This is a genomic window from Roseibium album (assembly GCF_001404515.1).
GTDB lineage: Bacteria > Pseudomonadota > Alphaproteobacteria > Rhizobiales > Stappiaceae > Roseibium > Roseibium album.
Genome location: NZ_CXWE01000001.1, coordinates 653,696 through 669,917 on the forward strand (window position 1 = coordinate 653,696; position 16,222 = coordinate 669,917).

Sequence of the window (16,222 nt, forward strand, 5' to 3'; positions counted from 1 at the left end):
TCATGCTCCGATGGAAGCGCGGGCGCCCGCAGTTTCCTCAATGTAGGACAGAACCTGCCGGGTCACATCGCGGGTTCCCATGTCACCCCCGAATTCCATGGGTCGAAGGTTGTTTTGCTGAAAGCCGGTTTCCACCGAGCTGTTGATGAGTTCGGCAGCCTCGCTCAGCACAGGCCGGTCGAGTTTTTCCGACAGGTAATCCAGCATCAGTGCACCACTCAAAATTGCAGCAAGTGGATTGGCCTTGTCCTGTCCCATGATGTCGGGCGCACTGCCATGCGCCGGCTGGAAGAGCCCGGTGGTATCTCCGATTTCGGCACAGGCCGCCATGCCCATGCCGCCCACAAGCCCGCCGGCAAGGTCGGACAGGATGTCTCCGAACATGTTTTCGGTCACCAGCACATCGAAATCCCAGGGTTTGCGTACGAGATCGAGGGCCTGGGCGTCGACATAATTGTAACCGACCGGAACATCCGGGAAGGCTCCCTTTACCTCGTCGAACAATTGCCGGAAAAAGGCGAGGGAAGTGAACACATTCGCCTTGTCGACGCAGGTCAGATGGCCGGGACTGCCCCTTTCGCGACGCTTGCGAGCGAGATTGAAAGCGAATTGATGCAGTTTCGTCGTGGTTTTGCGCGTGATCCTGAGTATGTCCTGAACTTCGTCGTCGTTCACCACGAGGCTGCGCTTGTGGGTGGCGGCCGAGTAGAACAGGCCCTCCGTCGACTCGCGCAAGATGACAAGGTCGATCCCGGCCGCGCGCGGATCGGCCAGCCGTTGCGGGGCATTCGGATAGGCCTTGACGGGTCTGACACCGGCATACAGGCCGAAACGGTCACGCAAGCGCAGGTGAGGGGAAATTTCGGTGCCGTCATCGTGACGGATCGAGGGAAGACCGATCGCACCGAGAAAGATCGCATCAGCGGCCCCGGCGCGCTGTTCTCCGTCGGCTTCGATATCAAGACCGGTGTCCTTGTAGTGTCCGGCTCCTGCACAAATGTTGTCATAGTGAGGCAGTGTCTGGCCGGTTCTGCGCAGGGCAGCTTCAACAACGGCCATTGCTGCCTCCGCAACATCCACGCCGATACCGTCGCCTTTGATCAGGGCAATTCTCATTTTTTCAGTCCTTACGTCCAGTCAACGTCGAACCGGTCAACAATCCGGTCGATCTGATCTGCGTTCAATACGGTGGCGTTTGCACCGCGCAACAGCATTGCAAGTCTTGCCGTCGCCTCAAGCTCTTCCATCGCATTCACTGCGGCCTCGAGACTTTTGCCCGCAACGACCGGCCCATGATTGGCCAGCAGGACTGCCGACCGTTTTCCCGCAAGGCCCCGGACTGCGTCGCCCATGGCTGGATCCCCTGGTACGAAAAAGGGAAGCAGCCGGACCTTTCCGAGTTGCATGATCCCGTAGGCCGTCAAGGGCGGGAGCACATTCTCCGGGTCGATGTCCGGTAGCAATGACAGGGCGACCGAATGACAGGAATGCAGGTGAACGACTGCACCTGTCATTGCGCGGGTATCATAAAAGGCAGAGTGAAGGGGCATTTCCTTGGTGGGACGGTCTCCCGACAGAAGGTCGCCGCTCGCTGAAAGATGACTGATCCGCCCTGGATCGAGGAATCCCATTGACGACCCCGTCGGCGTCACCAACAGGCTACCGTCCGACAAACGGGCGGAGATGTTGCCCGTCGAGCCATGGGTAAGGCCCCTGTCGAACATGGACTTCGCGCAAGAGGCGATCTGGTCGCGAACAGTGGTGATTTCACTCATGCGCGCCCCTCCAGCACCGCCAGTGCTTCGCGGAAGAAATCTGGGCCTCCGAAATTGCCCGATTTCAGAGCAAGGACGAGTTCGCTTCCGGTAACCTTGAGCGCGGGCACACCGGCCGCAATCCTCGGTCCAACCTCAAGCGTGTTGGCTGAGACACCGGAGACGACCGCACCGGAGGTCTCGCCTCCGGCCACAACAATCCGTGTTACACCTGCCTGTGAGAGAGCTGCGGCAAGATCTGAAAAGAGGTGCTCAACCGATTGGGAGCTTTCGTCTTTTCCGTATCTTTCCTGTGCGGCTGTTATCACATCTGGTTCCGCAGACGAATAGATGAGCGGAGGTGTATCCTGTTGCAGCACCCAATCAACAAGTTGTTCAGGCGACACCCTGTTTTCCATGATGTCCGCAACCGCAATCTCGCGCGCGGGAGCGAAGGCCTTGAATGTTGCCACCTGTTCGCGCGTTGCCGTTGAGCACGAGCCGGACAGGACCACCGCCTTGCCGGAAAGACCATGCCAGCGGGTCTCCCTGCGCACCACGTCAAAATTTTCGGGCAGACCGAGCGCAATGCCGGAACCGCCGACAATGAGTTTCCGATCAACTGCCGCCCGTCCCAAGGCAACAAGATCTTCGTTTCGAACCGCGTCCGCGATGAACATGGCCCTTCCGGCATCGGACAGTGTGGCAACGATTGCATCAACTCCGCCCCGGACTGTGGAAATTGGTACATGACCCACGGTCCAGTCTGTCTGGGCGGCAAGCACGCGGCGCAGATCCGGGTCGCGCATGGGTGTCAGAGGATGATTTTGCATGCCGCTTTCACTGAGCAGCCTGTCCTTCACAAACAGATGCCCTTCGTAGACGGTGCGTCCGTTTTCAGGAAAGGCTGGACAGACCAGAACGGAGGTCTCGCCGAGACGGTCGGCAAGCGCTGCACCGACCGGGCCGATGTTTCCCTCGTCGGTGGAATCGAAAGTCGAGCAGATCTTGAAGACAATCTGTTCGCACCCCTGGTCGACAAGCCAGTCGCAGGCCTTGAGCGAAACCTCAATGGCGTCACCCGCAGGCGCTGTTCTCGACTTAAGCCCGACGACACCGGCTTCAATGTCACTGTTGGCCGCCCTGGACGGTACGCCGACATACTGGGCCGTCCGCATGCCGCCTTCAGACAGTGTCAAGGCGATGTCGGACGCGCCGGTAAAATCATCTGCAATCACACCCAGCTTCATGCGTCTATCCATTTGGTCGGACCGTGGTCGAGGCGAGTAACGTGGTCCGGTCCGTGGGAAGGAAAAAAGTCCCGCACAAGTGGATCATGTCCTGGGATGACGAGCCTGTCTGCGCTGGCAAGCTGCCGAATGGTCCTGAACCCCTCCAGCATGTCATCGAGATCGACAACAATCGGGAACGGTTTTTCGTCGAGAAAGTTCTCGTAATAGTGGGACGTATCGGAGGCGAGGCACATCCAGCCCGCTTCGGTCAACACTCTCACGGCCTGAAGACCCTTGCTGTGACCACCCGTGTGATGAACCGTCACACCTTCCCTTACCTGCCCATCGCCTTCGTGAAAGACGACGCGGCCTGAATACAGACGCTGCACAGCCTCGCAGACATGGTCAGCCGTGAAGGGGTCTTTCAGCGTTCCGTGGCACATGCAGGGGCCTGTTGCATAGGCCATTTCCGCCGCCTGCAAATGGATCGTCGCGTTCGGGAAATGCTTCAGACCGCCTGCGTGGTCGTAGTGAAGATGTGTAACGATGATTGTCGAGACCGTCTGCGGGTCGACGCCGAGCGGCGCAAGCGCTTCAACCGGGTTCAGCCTGATGGGCCGTCCGCGCCGGTCGCCTTCCTCCTGGTCATAGCCGGTGTCGACCAGGACAATCTCGCTCCCCTGGCGCAGCACCCAGATGAAGTAGTCCATCTCGTGGGGAAGATGATGATCGTCATCAAGGATGAAGCTGTCTTTGCGGGTCCGTTGGTTCCTGTCCGCATATTTTACGGCAAAGACTTCCCAGGGTGTCATGATCTTACCTTCGCATAAGTCGCAACGGACTTTTCGGAAATCATCGGCGCGACCTGAGCATCAAAGGCCTGAAAATGCGGGGTTTTCAGATGCGCCTGGAAAGCGGCCGCGTCATCATAGATTTCATAGAGAAAAACTTCATTCAGCCTGTCCGGATCGGAGCAGACATCAAATTGCCGGCATCCGGGTTCGCCTTCAAGCGAGGCTTTGGCATTCTCGATCATCAGAGGCATGAAGGTTTCGAACATTCCGTCCCTGATCTGGAATTGGACCGTGACTGCAAACACGTGGTTCTCCTTGTTACCGGAAAAGATGCACCATACCCATTGAGACGAACGGGATATAGGTCACGGCGAGAAGAGCCGCGATGGCAGCGAGGTAGAGGTGCGCCATGTTGCGCGCGATGGTAAGCACACCGACACCGGAAATCCTGGAGGCAACGTAAAGCGTTGCTCCCACGGGTGGTGTGAACAGACCGACGGCAACGTTACAGGTCATGATCACCCCGAGGTGAACGGGGTCGACGCCGAAGGCTTTTGCCGTTGGCAGGAACAAGGGGGCCGTGAGCAGGATTGCGGGAACCGGGTCGAGTACAAGCCCGAGAATAAGCAGGACAATGTTCACAAGCAGAAGGAACATCCAGGGACCGCTAGAAAATTCCTGGACGAAACCGACCAGTATCTGCGGCATCTGTTCGAGCGTGATCAGCCAGCCGAGCACGGTGGTAGCACCGATAACCACCATCACCACGGCACTTGTTACGAACGAATCCACCAGAAGCCTCGGCAGGTCCCTCAGTTTGAAGTCTCGATAGACGACTGTGGTCACGAACAGTCCATAGACAACGGCAAGCGCGGCGGCTTCGGTCGGCGTGACCCAGCCGGTGAAAATGCCGCCTAGGATAAGGACCGGCATGAAGAGGGCGGGGGCTGTTCCGATGAAGGAGCTTCTCAGTTCTTTCAAGGAGGTTGTTCGCCCACCCGGGTCGCACTTGCTGGTCTTGCCGACGTAGTAGCAGACCGCCATGAACATGGCACCAAACAGGATGCCGGGGACCATGCCGCCCAAAAACAGGTCCGCAACCGAAACATTGCCGACAAAGCCGTAGATCAGCATCGGAATGGAGGGAGGAATGATGATCCCGATCGTACCGGCGGCGGCGACAAGCCCGGCCGCAAATGCGGTATTGTAGCCTTCTCGCGACATGTTCTTGATCATGACCGAACCGATTGCGGCACTGTCGGCAATGGCGGATCCGGAAATGCCGCCGAAGATCATCGAGGCTCCGACAACGACCATGCCGAGGCCGCCGGCCATGAACCCGAAGGCGGCGCGCGCAAATCCGATGATGCGCAGACCTACACCGCCGCGACTCATCATTTCACCAGCGACGATGAATAGCGGTATCGCCAGGAAATGGTTTGGCTCGACGCCGCCGATGAAGTTGAGGAAGAGCGCCTGCAGCGGATAGCCGAGGTCAAAGACAATGATTGGCAAAACAGCCGTAATCAGGATGGCCCACACAAGGGGAACGCCTAGAAAGACCGTGGTCAGGAACACGGCTACGACGAATATCAGGATCATAGCAGCGCCTCCCCGCCATCCGAATGCGTTCCGTGAGGCACGACCGGGTTCCGGATATCGAAAACCATGTTGAATAGATGAAAGATCAGCGTCAGTGCCATGCCGACGGGCATGGATGCGTAGAGAAGCCCGACAGGCCAGTAGAGAACCGTCGTCTTCTGTGCCCAGGTGTGAACCGAGATGTTGTATCCTGTGTAGATCAGGCTGATCAAAAGGACTGCGATGATTACGTCGATGGCGATCGAGAGCAGTCTTTGCGCGGCAAACGGCATGAGCCGTTCGACGATCTCCGTCACGCGCATATGCGCCCCGCGTGCCACAGCCGCTGCGCAGCCGGTGAATGTGCTCCACAGCAGCAGAAAGCTGGTAACCTCAAGGGACCAGGCCAGGTCAAAGCCGGCAAAGCCCCGGAGCCAGGCGTTGCAGAACACAAGTGTGACAATCGAAAAGCCTCCCAGCATGAGGCCAAAGTCCACCAGATGGCTGAGCCAGCGAAGCACAGCCGGATAATGATCTCGGTAATCCACGGTCATCTCTTTTGAAAAGGACCGGAGCCGAAAAGGCTCCGGTCAGTTGATGCTCTAGGTCAGTTTTGCGCCGGAAGCGCGTCTCTGATGGCCGCGGCATCGGAGAGGATATTGTTGACAGCTTCCTCGCCGTAGACGTCTTTTGCTTTTGCATAAACCGGCTGCACGGCTTCGCGGAACGGTCCGATTTCAGGAACGCTGACCTTGGCGCCGTCCTCTGTCATCTGGGACAGCTGGCTGTCGACGGAGCTTTTCACCAGGTTGCGGCTGAAGGCTGCGGATTCGGCAGCTGCCTTCCGTACTGCTTCCTTGTCTTCGTCAGAAAAGGATTGCCAGGTCTTCTCGGCAATCGTCAGGGGCAGCGGGCTATAGACATGACGCGTCAGCGTGATGTTGGGAGCCACTTCATAGAACCGAAGGGAATTGATCGTGTCGACCGGGTTCTCCTGGCCATTCACGATGCCTTGCTGGATCGACAGGTAGACATCTGTGATCGGCATGACGACCGTCTGAAAACCGATGGCTTCCATCGACCAGCGGATCATGTCGTTCGGAAAGACGCGCATCTTCATGGATTGGGCGTCTTCGGGGGAAGCGAGCGGCTCGTTCGTGGTGAAGCTCCGGAAACCGGCCTCCCAGGTAGACAGGACGCGGAAGCCCTTTTCAGGCAGCTTGTCAAATTCGCCCTGCAGCCAATCCGAATTGTCATAGAGTTCCCAGCCCTGCTCATATGTGTCGACCAGGAACGGCATCGCAGTGAGGTTAAGCGTCGGCAGGTGAGTGGCGTAGCTGCCCGTTGCGGAGACCGTAAAGTCGATGCCACCGAGCTGGAGCAGTTCAATGGCCTTCGGATCGTTTGCCAGCTGACCCGACGGGAAGATCTGAACTTCATAGCGTCCGTCTGTGTATTCTGCGACCTTTTCGGCAAAAAGCTCCGCCGCCGCCTGGCGAGAACCACCAGGATTGTCCGTATGGCTGAACCGGAGCGTTTCCGCGGCAGCAGCGCTTCCCGCACTCGCCACAACGATTGCAGCGCTCATCAGCAGACGGCTCAGGGTTTTCTTATCAAGCATTCCAGTCTCCTCCCACGATCGGATTTGAGATCGTATCTAATTACACATTGATTTGCGTATACGTAATTCAATCCCTTGTCAACTTGACTGATGTCCACTATCAAAAAGATGAAGATGCAGGCGCTCCAGAAAGGTGCTGCGAAAACGACCCAATGTGCGTATCAGCGTCAGGGCCACGGAGAGAAAGCCATGAAAAAAGACGGTGAGACTTTGCGGGTTGCGTGCCTGGGAGCCGGATATTTTGCCCGTTTTCACTACGAGGCCTGGCAGGATTTGCCGCGCGTCAGGCTTGTCGGCGCCTGCGACCGCGACCTGGAAAAGGCGAGGGCGACAGGTTTTCCCGCGTTCGATGAGTTGAAAACGATGTTGAAGATGGCGCGGCCGGATCTGCTCGACATTGTCACACCGCCGCAGACCCACCTTGCAGCCATTCGCATGGCAATAGACAATGGCGTCAAGGCACTCATTTGCCAGAAACCGTTTTGCAACTCGATCGAAGAGGCAAGAGAGGCCGTTCAACTGGCTGAAGCAGCGGGCATTCCTATTGTCGTCCACGAGAACTTCCGGTTCCAGCCCTGGTATCGCGCAATTAGACAGGCGCTTGACGACAAGCTTGTCGGTGATTTGCTGCAGGTCACATTCCGCCTGCGCACCGGCGACGGGCAGGGGCCGGAAGCGTATCTGGACAGGCAACCCTATTTCCAGCGGATGCCGAGGCTGCTCATTCACGAAACGGGCGTTCACTGGATCGATACGTTCCGCTATCTGCTCGGTGAGCCCGACGCGGTCTACGCGGATCTGCGAAAGCTGAACCCGGTGATTGCCGGGGAGGACGCCGGGTACTTCATTTTCGACTATCCGAACGGTGCCCGGGCGTTGTTTGACGGCAACAGGCTGCTCGATCACGCCGCTGAAAATTGCAGGACGACTCTCGGAGAAGCGCTTGTGGAGGGAACATTGGGAACGCTCAGTCTTGCTGGAGACGGTTCCGTGCGATTGCGGTCTTTCGGCTCGACGGAAGAGAAGGTGCTGTTGGCCGCTCGAAAGTGGCAGGGCTTCGGAGGTGACTGTGTCAAGAATCTGATATGTCACGTGGTTGAGGGTCTTCTTGACGGCAAGCCGTTGGAGAACGAGGCAAGGGACTATCTCAAGGTGATTGCGATCGAACGGGCACTCTACCGTTCTGATCGCGAAGGCATGAAAATCCGGGGGTTCGAAAGTGCTTGAAGCACAGAAACCGAAGACGATCACGACACAGGCGATGGAGCAGATCCGTCAGCTGATCTTCGACGGTGAACTTGCTGCAGGGTCGGACCATCTGGAAAGCGAGCTCGCCGACCGGCTCGGCATGTCGCGAACGCCGGTCCGGGAGGCAACGCTGATGCTGGCCCAGCAGGGTCTGTTGGAAGTGCGTCCCAGAAAGGGCGTTCGCATTGCAACACTTTCATTGACGGACATGGAAGAAATCTATGCGGTACTGACGGAGTTGGAGAGCCTGGCCGCGGAAGAAGCAGCTGAAAAAGGATATTCGGAATCGGATCTGGCGACCCTTCAGCGTGCGATCGAGGCGATGGAAGATGCGCTTGAGCGGCAGGACCGGGAAGACTGGGCCGTTGCGGACAATGATTTTCACGAAGAACTTGTCCGGCTGGGTGGCAATTCCAGGGTCGAGACGATCGTCTCCATGATGGCGAACCAGGTGAGGCGCGCCAGGGCCATGACCTTGTTCATTCGTCCTTTGCCGGTCAAGTCCAACGAGGATCACCGGGCGGTTTATGATGCCATCAGACAAGGCGATCCGGTGACCGCCCGACAGCGTCACAGAGTCCATCGCCAACACGCAAGAGAAGTGCTGATCGACCTTCTGAAAAAACACAAACTGTTTCAACTTTAAGCGCTGTGCGGGCGGCCATGTTCGACCTTGATGAGTACGCCTTGGAATCCGGAACCAAGGAACAGTTCAGAGAACTGAACGCCTTTCTTGTCACCCCTGCGAAGGCACGGATCCAGTAAGCACTTGCCTTGAAATGGCCCGCGAACCGCAAATGAAGCTGGAATACTGGATCCCGGCTCGCGCTGCGCCTGGCCGGGATGACAAGGAAGAGCGTGCGTCTTCGTTTCTATCCGCCCTGCCAGACCTTGATCGCTTCAACCGGGTAGACGAGCATAAGAACGTTCAGGGTCAGATTGTCCCGGACCACCCAAAGCGCTAGCAGTTCGAAGATGATCGCGGTCAATACTGTCACCCAGACTGGCATCCGCCAGGCAATGAAGAATCCGGCCAGCATCCAGACGATGTCGAATACAGAATTGAGCACGCTGTCGCCGGTATAGCCGACGGCGATTGTCGCTTCGCGGAACCGGTCGATGATCCAGGGACTGTTCTCGGCAACTTCCCACGCTGCTTCAAGGAAGATTGCTCCGAGCGCGCGCTCGCACACTGTACTTCGCCGGAACAGAAACCAGAGCACCCAGTAGAAAATGAAGCCGTGGATGATATGCGAGAAGGTGTACCAGCTAGCATGTGTTGTAATGAGTCCACGAGATCGTCTGGCAGATTTGCGACGCCTCCAGCATAAATTTATCGATACTCAACACCGTCGATGTTTTTCGGCTAATGACGCATAACTTCACCGAGTATCAGTGTTTCATATAGGTGTTTGAAAAAATTATACGCTGTTTTCAATCTAGCAGAAAAGGCAAAGGAACAGATCGGTCGGCAAATTGGCCGCGTGGCTGGTGCTTTTGCAAACGTTTACTCCATCAATATCTGCTATTCCCTGTTGAAACAGGTGTCATTGGCAGCACTCTTGGATACGAACAACCAACACGCAATAAATTTGGTACTCGCACAAGAAGTCCGAATTAGCGCCTTATCATGCCGATCTTCAAACGATGTCTTGTAATTGGACCGGCAACCTAAGCCTTGTGGGCTCAAACTTAGATAGCGTTTGCAAACGACTACGTCGGATGCGTCTCAATAAGGGCACAAGCCATAGAAGCGATGCTATGTTGGGTAACAGCATTGCCATTGCTGAAATTGTACGTAATCTCGATAATTTGAGGGTCTTTTTCCACGACTGGGTAGATCAAGCCCATGAGCGTGCGCAAGTACGCAAGAACCTCCCCCCGCTCATGGATGCGATAGATCCGCATACCCATTCTATTTTTGTCCCTCACATCCCGGTCAAGGTCATAATACCCCGTGACGCTTGAACTGTGAAACGCGTAAACGCGCTTGATGTCGAATGCCGCATACCCGGCCTGATGCGCCAGACCACCGCCGAGAGAGTGACCCGCCGCGATGACTTCAATCGACTTTCCAGCAAAGTGTTTGTCTTCCTTTATTTTATCTACGATGTCCTGGGAGATCGCGCGTGTCAGATCGTATTGATCCCAACCAAATGGCAGTAACCGGGTGACCCAGCGAAAATTGCTGTAAAAATCGCCATTGCCGTCGGTACCGCGGAAGACTAATGCGACATCTATATCTGTCTGACTTTTCTCACGATACCAGAGCCCGAGCACCAAGTCGGAATCCCATTTCGCTTTCTTTCCTAACCGCTTCATCGCAGCCTCAAGAATACCGTCGGGAACCGGAAATTGGATCCATTCACCAAGAAGCGGTTTGAGCCTGCAGTTCCCTGGCTCGTGCTTCAATTGGAACACTCCGCGCTCATCAGGTTCTCCATAAACAAGCGCGCTCAATGCTGCAAAATGTCGAGCTTCATTTAAATCAGACGCGGTTTTTCCAGCAGCAATGTCTTCAATAGATTCCAAAGTCTTGGAGATTCTGGCTTCGCCAGGCTCAAGGTTAATCGCATTGTAGGCCTGAACCCCCGCCAACCAAAGAACCACTATTACACAAATTGCTGTGCCAACCGGATGTCGACCAAAAAAATCTAGAACTGACATAAACATAAGGATTATTCTTTCGATGGAATCTTTAGTGAACTAACTACAAAATTGCATATACAATGAACTACAATCAAATACCTAAGATGATCTGTCAAGTGTCGTAAGCGTCTCGTGAGCCAATTGCATTTCGGACCTCGCTGTCCAGCCGCTCCTGAAAAATAGAAAACTCCTCCACGCACCTTGTCATTGAGCCTAAAGGCTTTTCAAGCGAGACCGCTTCGGACCGTCCGTTTGTGGTGGTTGGATTCGGGGCCTGAGGACATAACTTTGACGTCTTTTGCCCGAGGAATACCCTTGATAGTCTTTTCGTCTGCTAGAGCATTTTCTGATCATACGGGTTCGTATCCGGCAGCATTGAAATAGTTTTGGCATTCGTTTGCGTTGAATTGGCCGATGGCATCACCGATGGCTGCCCAGAGTTCCTTGATTGTGCGGCAGGCCTTTGCCTTCAGGATGGCCTTGAGTTTTGAGAAGGCCATTTCGATCGGGTTGAAGTCCGGGCTATAGGGTGGCAGAAATCGAAGGGTCGCCCCGGCTTTTTCAATAGCCTCTCTTATGGCGATAGGCTTGTGGGCAGGCAGGTTGTCCATGACGACAACATCGCCAGGTTTGAGCGTGGGGGCGAGGACTTGTTCCACATAGGCCAGAAATGCGGTGCCGTGCATGGCCCCGTCCAGTACCATGGGCGCGGTCAGCCCGGTTCGACGGAGTGCCGCCACAAACGTTGTTGTCTTCTAGTGTCCGTGGGGCACCGGTGCACGGCAGCGCTCTCCACGCTTTGAACGCCCATAAAGCCTGGCCATTTTCGTGGACGCGCCCGTCTCATCGATGAACACCAGCTTGTCCGGATCAAGGTCCAGTTGATTTTCGAACCAGGCATGTCGGCGTTTCAAGACATCCGGGCGCTGTTGTTCGCTGGCATGCGCTGTCTTTTTTTGAACGTGAAACCACGCCGTGAAAAGAACCGCCAAACGGTGCTCTGTGCGCAGGCAAATGCTCTCTCCGTCATGAGGCGTTCGACAATCTCGGCAAGGGTTATGTCTTTTCGTGCGGCAACGAGCTCCAGAATGAAGTCTGCGTGAGCTTCTATGGCCTGGGAGCGATAGTCACCGCCCTGAGGCAGAGCTCTTCGATCTCCCGTTTCCCGAAAGCGTTTGACCCAACGTACCGCTGTTGAGGGCGCAATACCAAAGCGAGCCGCTGCAGCACGGCACGATGCGCCGGCGGCAACAGCATCAAGAACACGCTCACGTAGTTCATCAGAAAGAGTTTTGGACATGCAGGCTGGCCTCCAGCTCCAGCCGGCATGTTGAATCACTTCTCAACTGATTTCGGAATCCCAATTCGATTCACGCAGATCAGAAAATGCCCTAGTTCAAAAAGACGTTGGACTCTTATCTTTGAGGCACTTTCTAAGAAAGAAGTCCGCCTCTAGTTGTCAAAATCGACAGCGCTGCGAATTGGGTTCATCAGATTCCGTCATCTACCGGAATATGTCGCGCGGCAATTGCATGGAGACGTGGTAATGCGGTGTATCGACGATCTCGTTGATCACCAGATTGCCGACAAGGCCCGTCAACAGGTAGGCATCCGGCAGTTTCAGGTCGTGGAGCCGCATCAGCCACTCGACCATGCTTCGGTTGGCATCCTGTGCGTTTTTGTAAAGGTCAGGTCCGAAGGCAGAAGTTGAGTAAAACGCCATGCTGTCGTTGCGATGCCGGCACCCGGGCGCGGTGATGTAGTGCGGTGCCGCGATGTGCCAGTCCTTGTGGAGGCGAATGCGCGCTGTCACCGTCATGGGAGCCTCGACCGCATAAAGGCTCGACTGTCCGTCGCCCTGGGAAAGGTGACAATCACCAAGAGACAGGAGGCCACCTGCCACTTCAACCGGCAGGAACACCCTGGAACCGGCGCGCAGGTATCGATTGTCCATATTGCCACCGGTGCGGCGCGGCAGCAGCGTGCGATGCGGTCCGGGCTCTTCCGGGGCCAGGCCCACAAGGCCGCAGGACGGATTGATCGGGATCCGGACATCGGGAAGAAAGTCGAGGCAGTCGTCGTCACCGATGTTGAGAATGCGCAGTTCCTTCAAGTCGGAATATTCATCTTCCAGCAGCCCCTTGCCGAGTACGCCGTCCGATTTCGGCTGCAGTGCGGTCCAGCCCCAGCCATGATGCTCGAATGTCGTCAGTTCCACTTCAACAACGTCACCGACTTCTGCGTCCTTCAAGAAGATCGGACCCTGGATGGCATGGACCCGGCCGATATCGCCGTTTTCCAGATCTTGATAGGTGGATGAAGGAGTGATCTGACCGTCTGCGGCTTCACGGCATTCAAAGATGACCCGATCACCGGAATCAACTTCGAGCTGGGGCGTCAGAGTCTTGTCCCAAGCATAGTGATATCCGTAATCCATGATGTGCGTGGCCATGAAAACCTCCAAAGATGCGATGGCGAAGCATTGTTGTTCCGCCGTTCAGGCGGTATCAATTAATGAATTAACATCACGGTCCTTGTGAAATCAGATGTTTTGTAGGAGTAAAATTAAAAAATTTAATGCGAAATCTTCGAAAGAACATTCCGTCACCAAAAGCGCTGATTGCTTTTGAAGCAGCGGCACGGCATCAGAATTTTACCGCTGCGGCAGAGGAGCTTCTCATCACACAGGCCGCGGTGACCTATCAGATCCAGAAGCTGGAGCAGGGTCTGGGCACGGCACTGTTCACCCGTTCCCACCGACGGATCGACCTGACCTGGGCAGGTGAACGTCTCTTGTCGGCCGTGAGCCACGGCCTCGGACACATTGCGGAAGCCGCTTACCAGATCCGAAAGGCAAGCGAAGGCCGGACTCTGACCGTTGCCGCCAACGGTGCCGTTTCTTTCTACTGGCTTCGTGAAAGGGCACTCAATTTCCAGATCGAAAACCCGGGCGTGGGGCTGCGCCTGATGACCGGTGAGCAGGATGATATCGAAAATCCCGGAAGCGGCATCGACCTTGCCATTCGCCACGGTTCGGGCGACTGGCCGGGGCTGGAGGCGAGCCTGCTGTTTGATGAAGTTGCTGTGCCCGTCTGTTCACCGGACTATTTGGCAAGAAATGGTCCCTTCAATCAGCCTGCAGATCTGAAAAAGGCGAGATTGCTCCAGCTGGAACCGCTGTCTCCGGACTGGATTACGTGGGAGGCCTGGTTTTCACTCCGCTCTGTGGAATACGACAGGCCACAACCGCCGGAGACGGTAACCTTCAACAGCTATCCGATCCTGCTGGAAGCCGCGATTGCCGGTCAGGGGATTGCGCTCGGCGGTCTCAACGTGATTGCAACCGTCTTGAAAGAGGGTCGGCTTGTCCAGATGGACGACCAGCCACACCACACGGGACTTGGATATTATCTGGTCCAGGCAGTGAACAAGCCGCGCGGAGAAGCTTCTGTGGGTTTCGCCAAATTCCTGGTTGCCAGCCTGTAGACGTCAATTCTCTTCTGGAATTTTTCTCTTATTCCCTCTATGACCTTGCGCCAACGAAACATCAATCCGTCCGGCCACCAAGAGTGTTGTTGCGCACCGGTATCAACCGTCGCGAATGCGCAGACCCCGCCGGATCAGCGGACCAGGAGAATTTCATGGCAGGCCTCAACGGAAAGGCGCCGTATCAATCACGGCGCACATTTGCAATTATTTCGCATCCGGATGCCGGCAAGACGACCCTGACCGAAAAGCTTCTTCTTTCGGGTGGTGCGATCCGGGCAGCCGGGCAGGTGAGGGCGCGCGGTGAACGTCGCAGGGCTCGCTCGGACTGGATGAAGATCGAGCAGGAACGAGGCATTTCGGTTTCGTCTTCCGTCATGACCTTCGAGCGCAAGGGCATCGTCTATAATCTCCTCGACACACCGGGCCACGAGGATTTTTCCGAGGACACTTACCGCACGCTCACGGCCGTCGATGCGGCAATCATGGTCATTGATGCGGCGAAGGGCATCGAGACCCAGACCCGCAAGCTATTCGAGGTCTGCCGCCTGCGCGACATCCCGATCATCACTTTCGTCAACAAGATCGACCGGGAAGGCCGTCACGCCCTGGAGATCCTGGACGAGGTCCAGGAAGCGCTTGCGCTGGATGTTTCGCCGCAGACCTGGCCGGTCGGCATGGGCTCAGACTTCTTCGGCGTCTATGACTGGCAGCAGAAGAAGTTCCATACGTCCGAAGGCGAGCGCGGCGGCGCCTATGCCGAGACCAGGGACGTTTCGGGTCTTGAGGACGAGATCCTGACCGCAACCGTGTTCGACCGGATCATGGATGAACTGACCGAGAACGTGGAACTCGGTGCGGAAGGCTACGCCGAATTCGACAGGGAGAGCTTTCTCGAGGGCCACCTGACACCGGTCTTTTTCGGCTCCGCGCTGCGCGACTACGGTATTGAAGAGGTGCTTGACTTCATAGCGGCCTTTGCACCGCCGCCACATTCCCAGCCGGCCACCGGCGGGCGTACAATCATGCCCGAGGAAGACAAGGTCACCGGTTTCGTCTTCAAGGTACAGGCCAACATGGACCCCAAACACCGCGACCGTATTGCTTTCGTCCGCCTGTGTTCGGGAACATTCAAGCGCGGCATGAAACTGAAACACGTACGCGCAAACAAGCAGATCGCGGTCTCCGCACCGATCTTCTTTTTTGCCGAGGAACGCGAGATCGCAGATCTTGCCTATCCGGGCGACGTCATCGGCGTCCCGAACCATGGCCAGCTGCGCGTCGGTGACACCTTGACGGAGGGTGAGAACATTCACGTCACGGGCCTGCCGGCATTCGCACCCGAAATTCTGCGACGCGTGCGCCTGTCCGACACCATGCGCGTCAAGCAGATGCGCCAGGGTCTGCAGGATCTGGCCGAGGAAGGTCTGGTGCAGATCTTCAAACCCGACCTTGGCTCCAACTGGATTGTCGGCGTGGTCGGTGCGCTTCAGCTCGATGTCGTGGTTGATCGGCTGAAGGCCGAATACGGCACAGAGATCGGTTTTGAAGCGGTGCCCTACAACACCGCCCGCTGGATTGAAACAGATAGCCAGACGCTGCAGAAGATGATCGAAGCCCATCGCATGTCGATCGCAAACGACCGCGATGACAAGCCGGTGTTCCTGTTCAAGAACGCCTGGGAAGTCGGTCATGTCACTGAGAAATTTCCTGATGTGACCTTCCGCGAAACCCGCGAGATCGTCTACGAGGCGTGATGCGCTGAGAGCAAATCTTCAGGTGCGGTGAAGTCTGCCCGAGGTCTGTCTCGGAAACCGGTTATCCGGTACTGTGCACAATCAATCAGAAGCGGTTGCC

Annotated in this window: 14 protein-coding genes and 2 pseudogenes; 4 read left to right on the forward strand and 12 right to left on the reverse strand. The window is 56.4% G+C overall.

Annotated elements, in window-relative coordinates:
• Genes LA5095_RS02980 through LA5095_RS03015 form a run of 8 tightly spaced genes read right to left on the reverse strand, consistent with a single transcriptional unit; the run spans position 1 to position 6,982 of the window.
• The gene (locus LA5095_RS02980; protein ID WP_055111784.1) at positions 1–1,116 is read right to left on the reverse strand and encodes an isocitrate/isopropylmalate dehydrogenase family protein; all 1,116 of its coding nucleotides are present in this window, start codon (positions 1,114–1,116) and stop codon (positions 1–3) included.
• An 11-nt stretch (positions 1,117–1,127) separates the two neighbouring features.
• On the reverse strand, positions 1,128–1,775 hold the full coding sequence (otnC, locus tag LA5095_RS02985; protein ID WP_055111786.1) for a 3-oxo-tetronate 4-phosphate decarboxylase: 648 nt from the start codon (positions 1,773–1,775) through the stop codon (positions 1,128–1,130).
• Positions 1,772–3,004: a 3-oxo-tetronate kinase gene (gene otnK / locus LA5095_RS02990; protein WP_055111788.1), complete on the reverse strand. Its 1,233-nt coding sequence runs from the start codon at positions 3,002–3,004 to the stop codon at positions 1,772–1,774. Before otnK ends, otnC begins: the two co-directional genes overlap by 4 nt.
• Positions 3,001–3,798, reverse strand: coding sequence for an N-acyl homoserine lactonase family protein (locus LA5095_RS02995; protein WP_055111790.1), 798 nt, complete (start codon positions 3,796–3,798; stop codon positions 3,001–3,003). The genes otnK and LA5095_RS02995 overlap by 4 nt, the downstream gene beginning before the upstream one ends.
• Positions 3,795–4,085 carry a putative quinol monooxygenase gene (locus LA5095_RS03000; protein WP_055111793.1) on the reverse strand — a complete coding sequence of 97 codons (291 nt, stop codon included), beginning with the start codon at positions 4,083–4,085 and terminating at the stop codon, positions 3,795–3,797. The genes LA5095_RS02995 and LA5095_RS03000 overlap by 4 nt, the downstream gene beginning before the upstream one ends.
• A gap of 13 nt (positions 4,086–4,098) precedes the next feature.
• Positions 4,099–5,382 (reverse strand): TRAP transporter large permease, encoded by a 1,284-nt coding sequence (locus tag LA5095_RS03005; RefSeq protein ID WP_055111795.1) that lies wholly within the window; start codon positions 5,380–5,382, stop codon positions 4,099–4,101.
• Positions 5,379–5,915 (reverse strand): TRAP transporter small permease, encoded by a 537-nt coding sequence (locus LA5095_RS03010; RefSeq protein ID WP_104702781.1) that lies wholly within the window; start codon positions 5,913–5,915, stop codon positions 5,379–5,381. Before LA5095_RS03010 ends, LA5095_RS03005 begins: the two co-directional genes overlap by 4 nt.
• A gap of 53 nt (positions 5,916–5,968) precedes the next feature.
• Entirely contained in the window at positions 5,969–6,982 is a 1,014-nt protein-coding gene (locus tag LA5095_RS03015) for a TRAP transporter substrate-binding protein (protein WP_055111797.1), read from the reverse strand.
• A 189-nt stretch (positions 6,983–7,171) separates the two neighbouring features.
• On the opposite strand from LA5095_RS03015, the gene LA5095_RS03020 reads away from it, so the two are divergent.
• Complete coding sequence (locus LA5095_RS03020) at positions 7,172–8,209, forward strand: Gfo/Idh/MocA family protein (RefSeq protein WP_055112709.1); 1,038 nt, start codon at positions 7,172–7,174, stop codon at positions 8,207–8,209.
• Positions 8,202–8,876 (forward strand): GntR family transcriptional regulator, encoded by a 675-nt coding sequence (locus LA5095_RS03025; RefSeq protein ID WP_055111798.1) that lies wholly within the window; start codon positions 8,202–8,204, stop codon positions 8,874–8,876. The genes LA5095_RS03020 and LA5095_RS03025 overlap by 8 nt, the downstream gene beginning before the upstream one ends.
• A gap of 226 nt (positions 8,877–9,102) precedes the next feature.
• On the opposite strand, the pseudogene LA5095_RS03030 reads toward LA5095_RS03025, so the two are convergent.
• The 4 genes and pseudogenes from LA5095_RS03030 to LA5095_RS03055 form a co-directional block, all read right to left on the reverse strand.
• A pseudogene (locus tag LA5095_RS03030) lies at positions 9,103–9,504 on the reverse strand (DUF2585 family protein); the annotation flags it as partial.
• Between the two features lie 439 nt (positions 9,505–9,943).
• Positions 9,944–10,903 carry an alpha/beta hydrolase family protein gene (locus LA5095_RS03035; protein ID WP_055111800.1) on the reverse strand — a complete coding sequence of 320 codons (960 nt, stop codon included), beginning with the start codon at positions 10,901–10,903 and terminating at the stop codon, positions 9,944–9,946.
• Positions 10,904–11,229: 326 nt separating this feature from the next.
• Positions 11,230–12,179, reverse strand: a pseudogene (locus tag LA5095_RS31775) (IS630 family transposase).
• Between the two features lie 204 nt (positions 12,180–12,383).
• Positions 12,384–13,331: an acetamidase/formamidase family protein gene (locus LA5095_RS03055; RefSeq protein ID WP_055404369.1), complete on the reverse strand. Its 948-nt coding sequence runs from the start codon at positions 13,329–13,331 to the stop codon at positions 12,384–12,386.
• A 125-nt stretch (positions 13,332–13,456) separates the two neighbouring features.
• Between LA5095_RS03055 and LA5095_RS03060 the strand changes: the two genes are divergently transcribed.
• Positions 13,457–14,365 carry a LysR substrate-binding domain-containing protein gene (locus LA5095_RS03060; protein WP_055111808.1) on the forward strand — a complete coding sequence of 303 codons (909 nt, stop codon included), beginning with the start codon at positions 13,457–13,459 and terminating at the stop codon, positions 14,363–14,365.
• A 155-nt stretch (positions 14,366–14,520) separates the two neighbouring features.
• Entirely contained in the window at positions 14,521–16,122 is a 1,602-nt protein-coding gene (locus LA5095_RS03065; protein WP_055112712.1) for a peptide chain release factor 3, read from the forward strand.
• The last annotated feature ends 100 nt before the right edge of the window (positions 16,123–16,222 follow it).

What these genes read in the sequence shown, in the direction of transcription:
- LA5095_RS03005 (WP_055111795.1), bottom strand. Translation starts at nt 5,382, where the DNA reads ATGATCCTGATATTCGTCGTAGCCGTGTTCCTGACCACGGTCTTTCTA.
- LA5095_RS03035 (WP_055111800.1), bottom strand. Translation starts at nt 10,903, where the DNA reads ATGTTTATGTCAGTTCTAGATTTTTTTGGTCGACATCCGGTTGGCACA.
- LA5095_RS02995 (WP_055111790.1), bottom strand. Translation starts at nt 3,798, where the DNA reads ATGACACCCTGGGAAGTCTTTGCCGTAAAATATGCGGACAGGAACCAA.
- LA5095_RS03015 (WP_055111797.1), bottom strand. Translation starts at nt 6,982, where the DNA reads ATGCTTGATAAGAAAACCCTGAGCCGTCTGCTGATGAGCGCTGCAATC.
- LA5095_RS03020 (WP_055112709.1), top strand. Translation starts at nt 7,172, where the DNA reads ATGAAAAAAGACGGTGAGACTTTGCGGGTTGCGTGCCTGGGAGCCGGA.
- otnC (WP_055111786.1), bottom strand. Translation starts at nt 1,775, where the DNA reads ATGAGTGAAATCACCACTGTTCGCGACCAGATCGCCTCTTGCGCGAAG.
- LA5095_RS03060 (WP_055111808.1), top strand. Translation starts at nt 13,457, where the DNA reads ATGCGAAATCTTCGAAAGAACATTCCGTCACCAAAAGCGCTGATTGCT.
- LA5095_RS03065 (WP_055112712.1), top strand. Translation starts at nt 14,521, where the DNA reads ATGGCAGGCCTCAACGGAAAGGCGCCGTATCAATCACGGCGCACATTT.
- LA5095_RS03010 (WP_104702781.1), bottom strand. Translation starts at nt 5,915, where the DNA reads ATGACCGTGGATTACCGAGATCATTATCCGGCTGTGCTTCGCTGGCTC.
- otnK (WP_055111788.1), bottom strand. Translation starts at nt 3,004, where the DNA reads ATGAAGCTGGGTGTGATTGCAGATGATTTTACCGGCGCGTCCGACATC.
- LA5095_RS02980 (WP_055111784.1), bottom strand. Translation starts at nt 1,116, where the DNA reads ATGAGAATTGCCCTGATCAAAGGCGACGGTATCGGCGTGGATGTTGCG.
- LA5095_RS03055 (WP_055404369.1), bottom strand. Translation starts at nt 13,331, where the DNA reads ATGGCCACGCACATCATGGATTACGGATATCACTATGCTTGGGACAAG.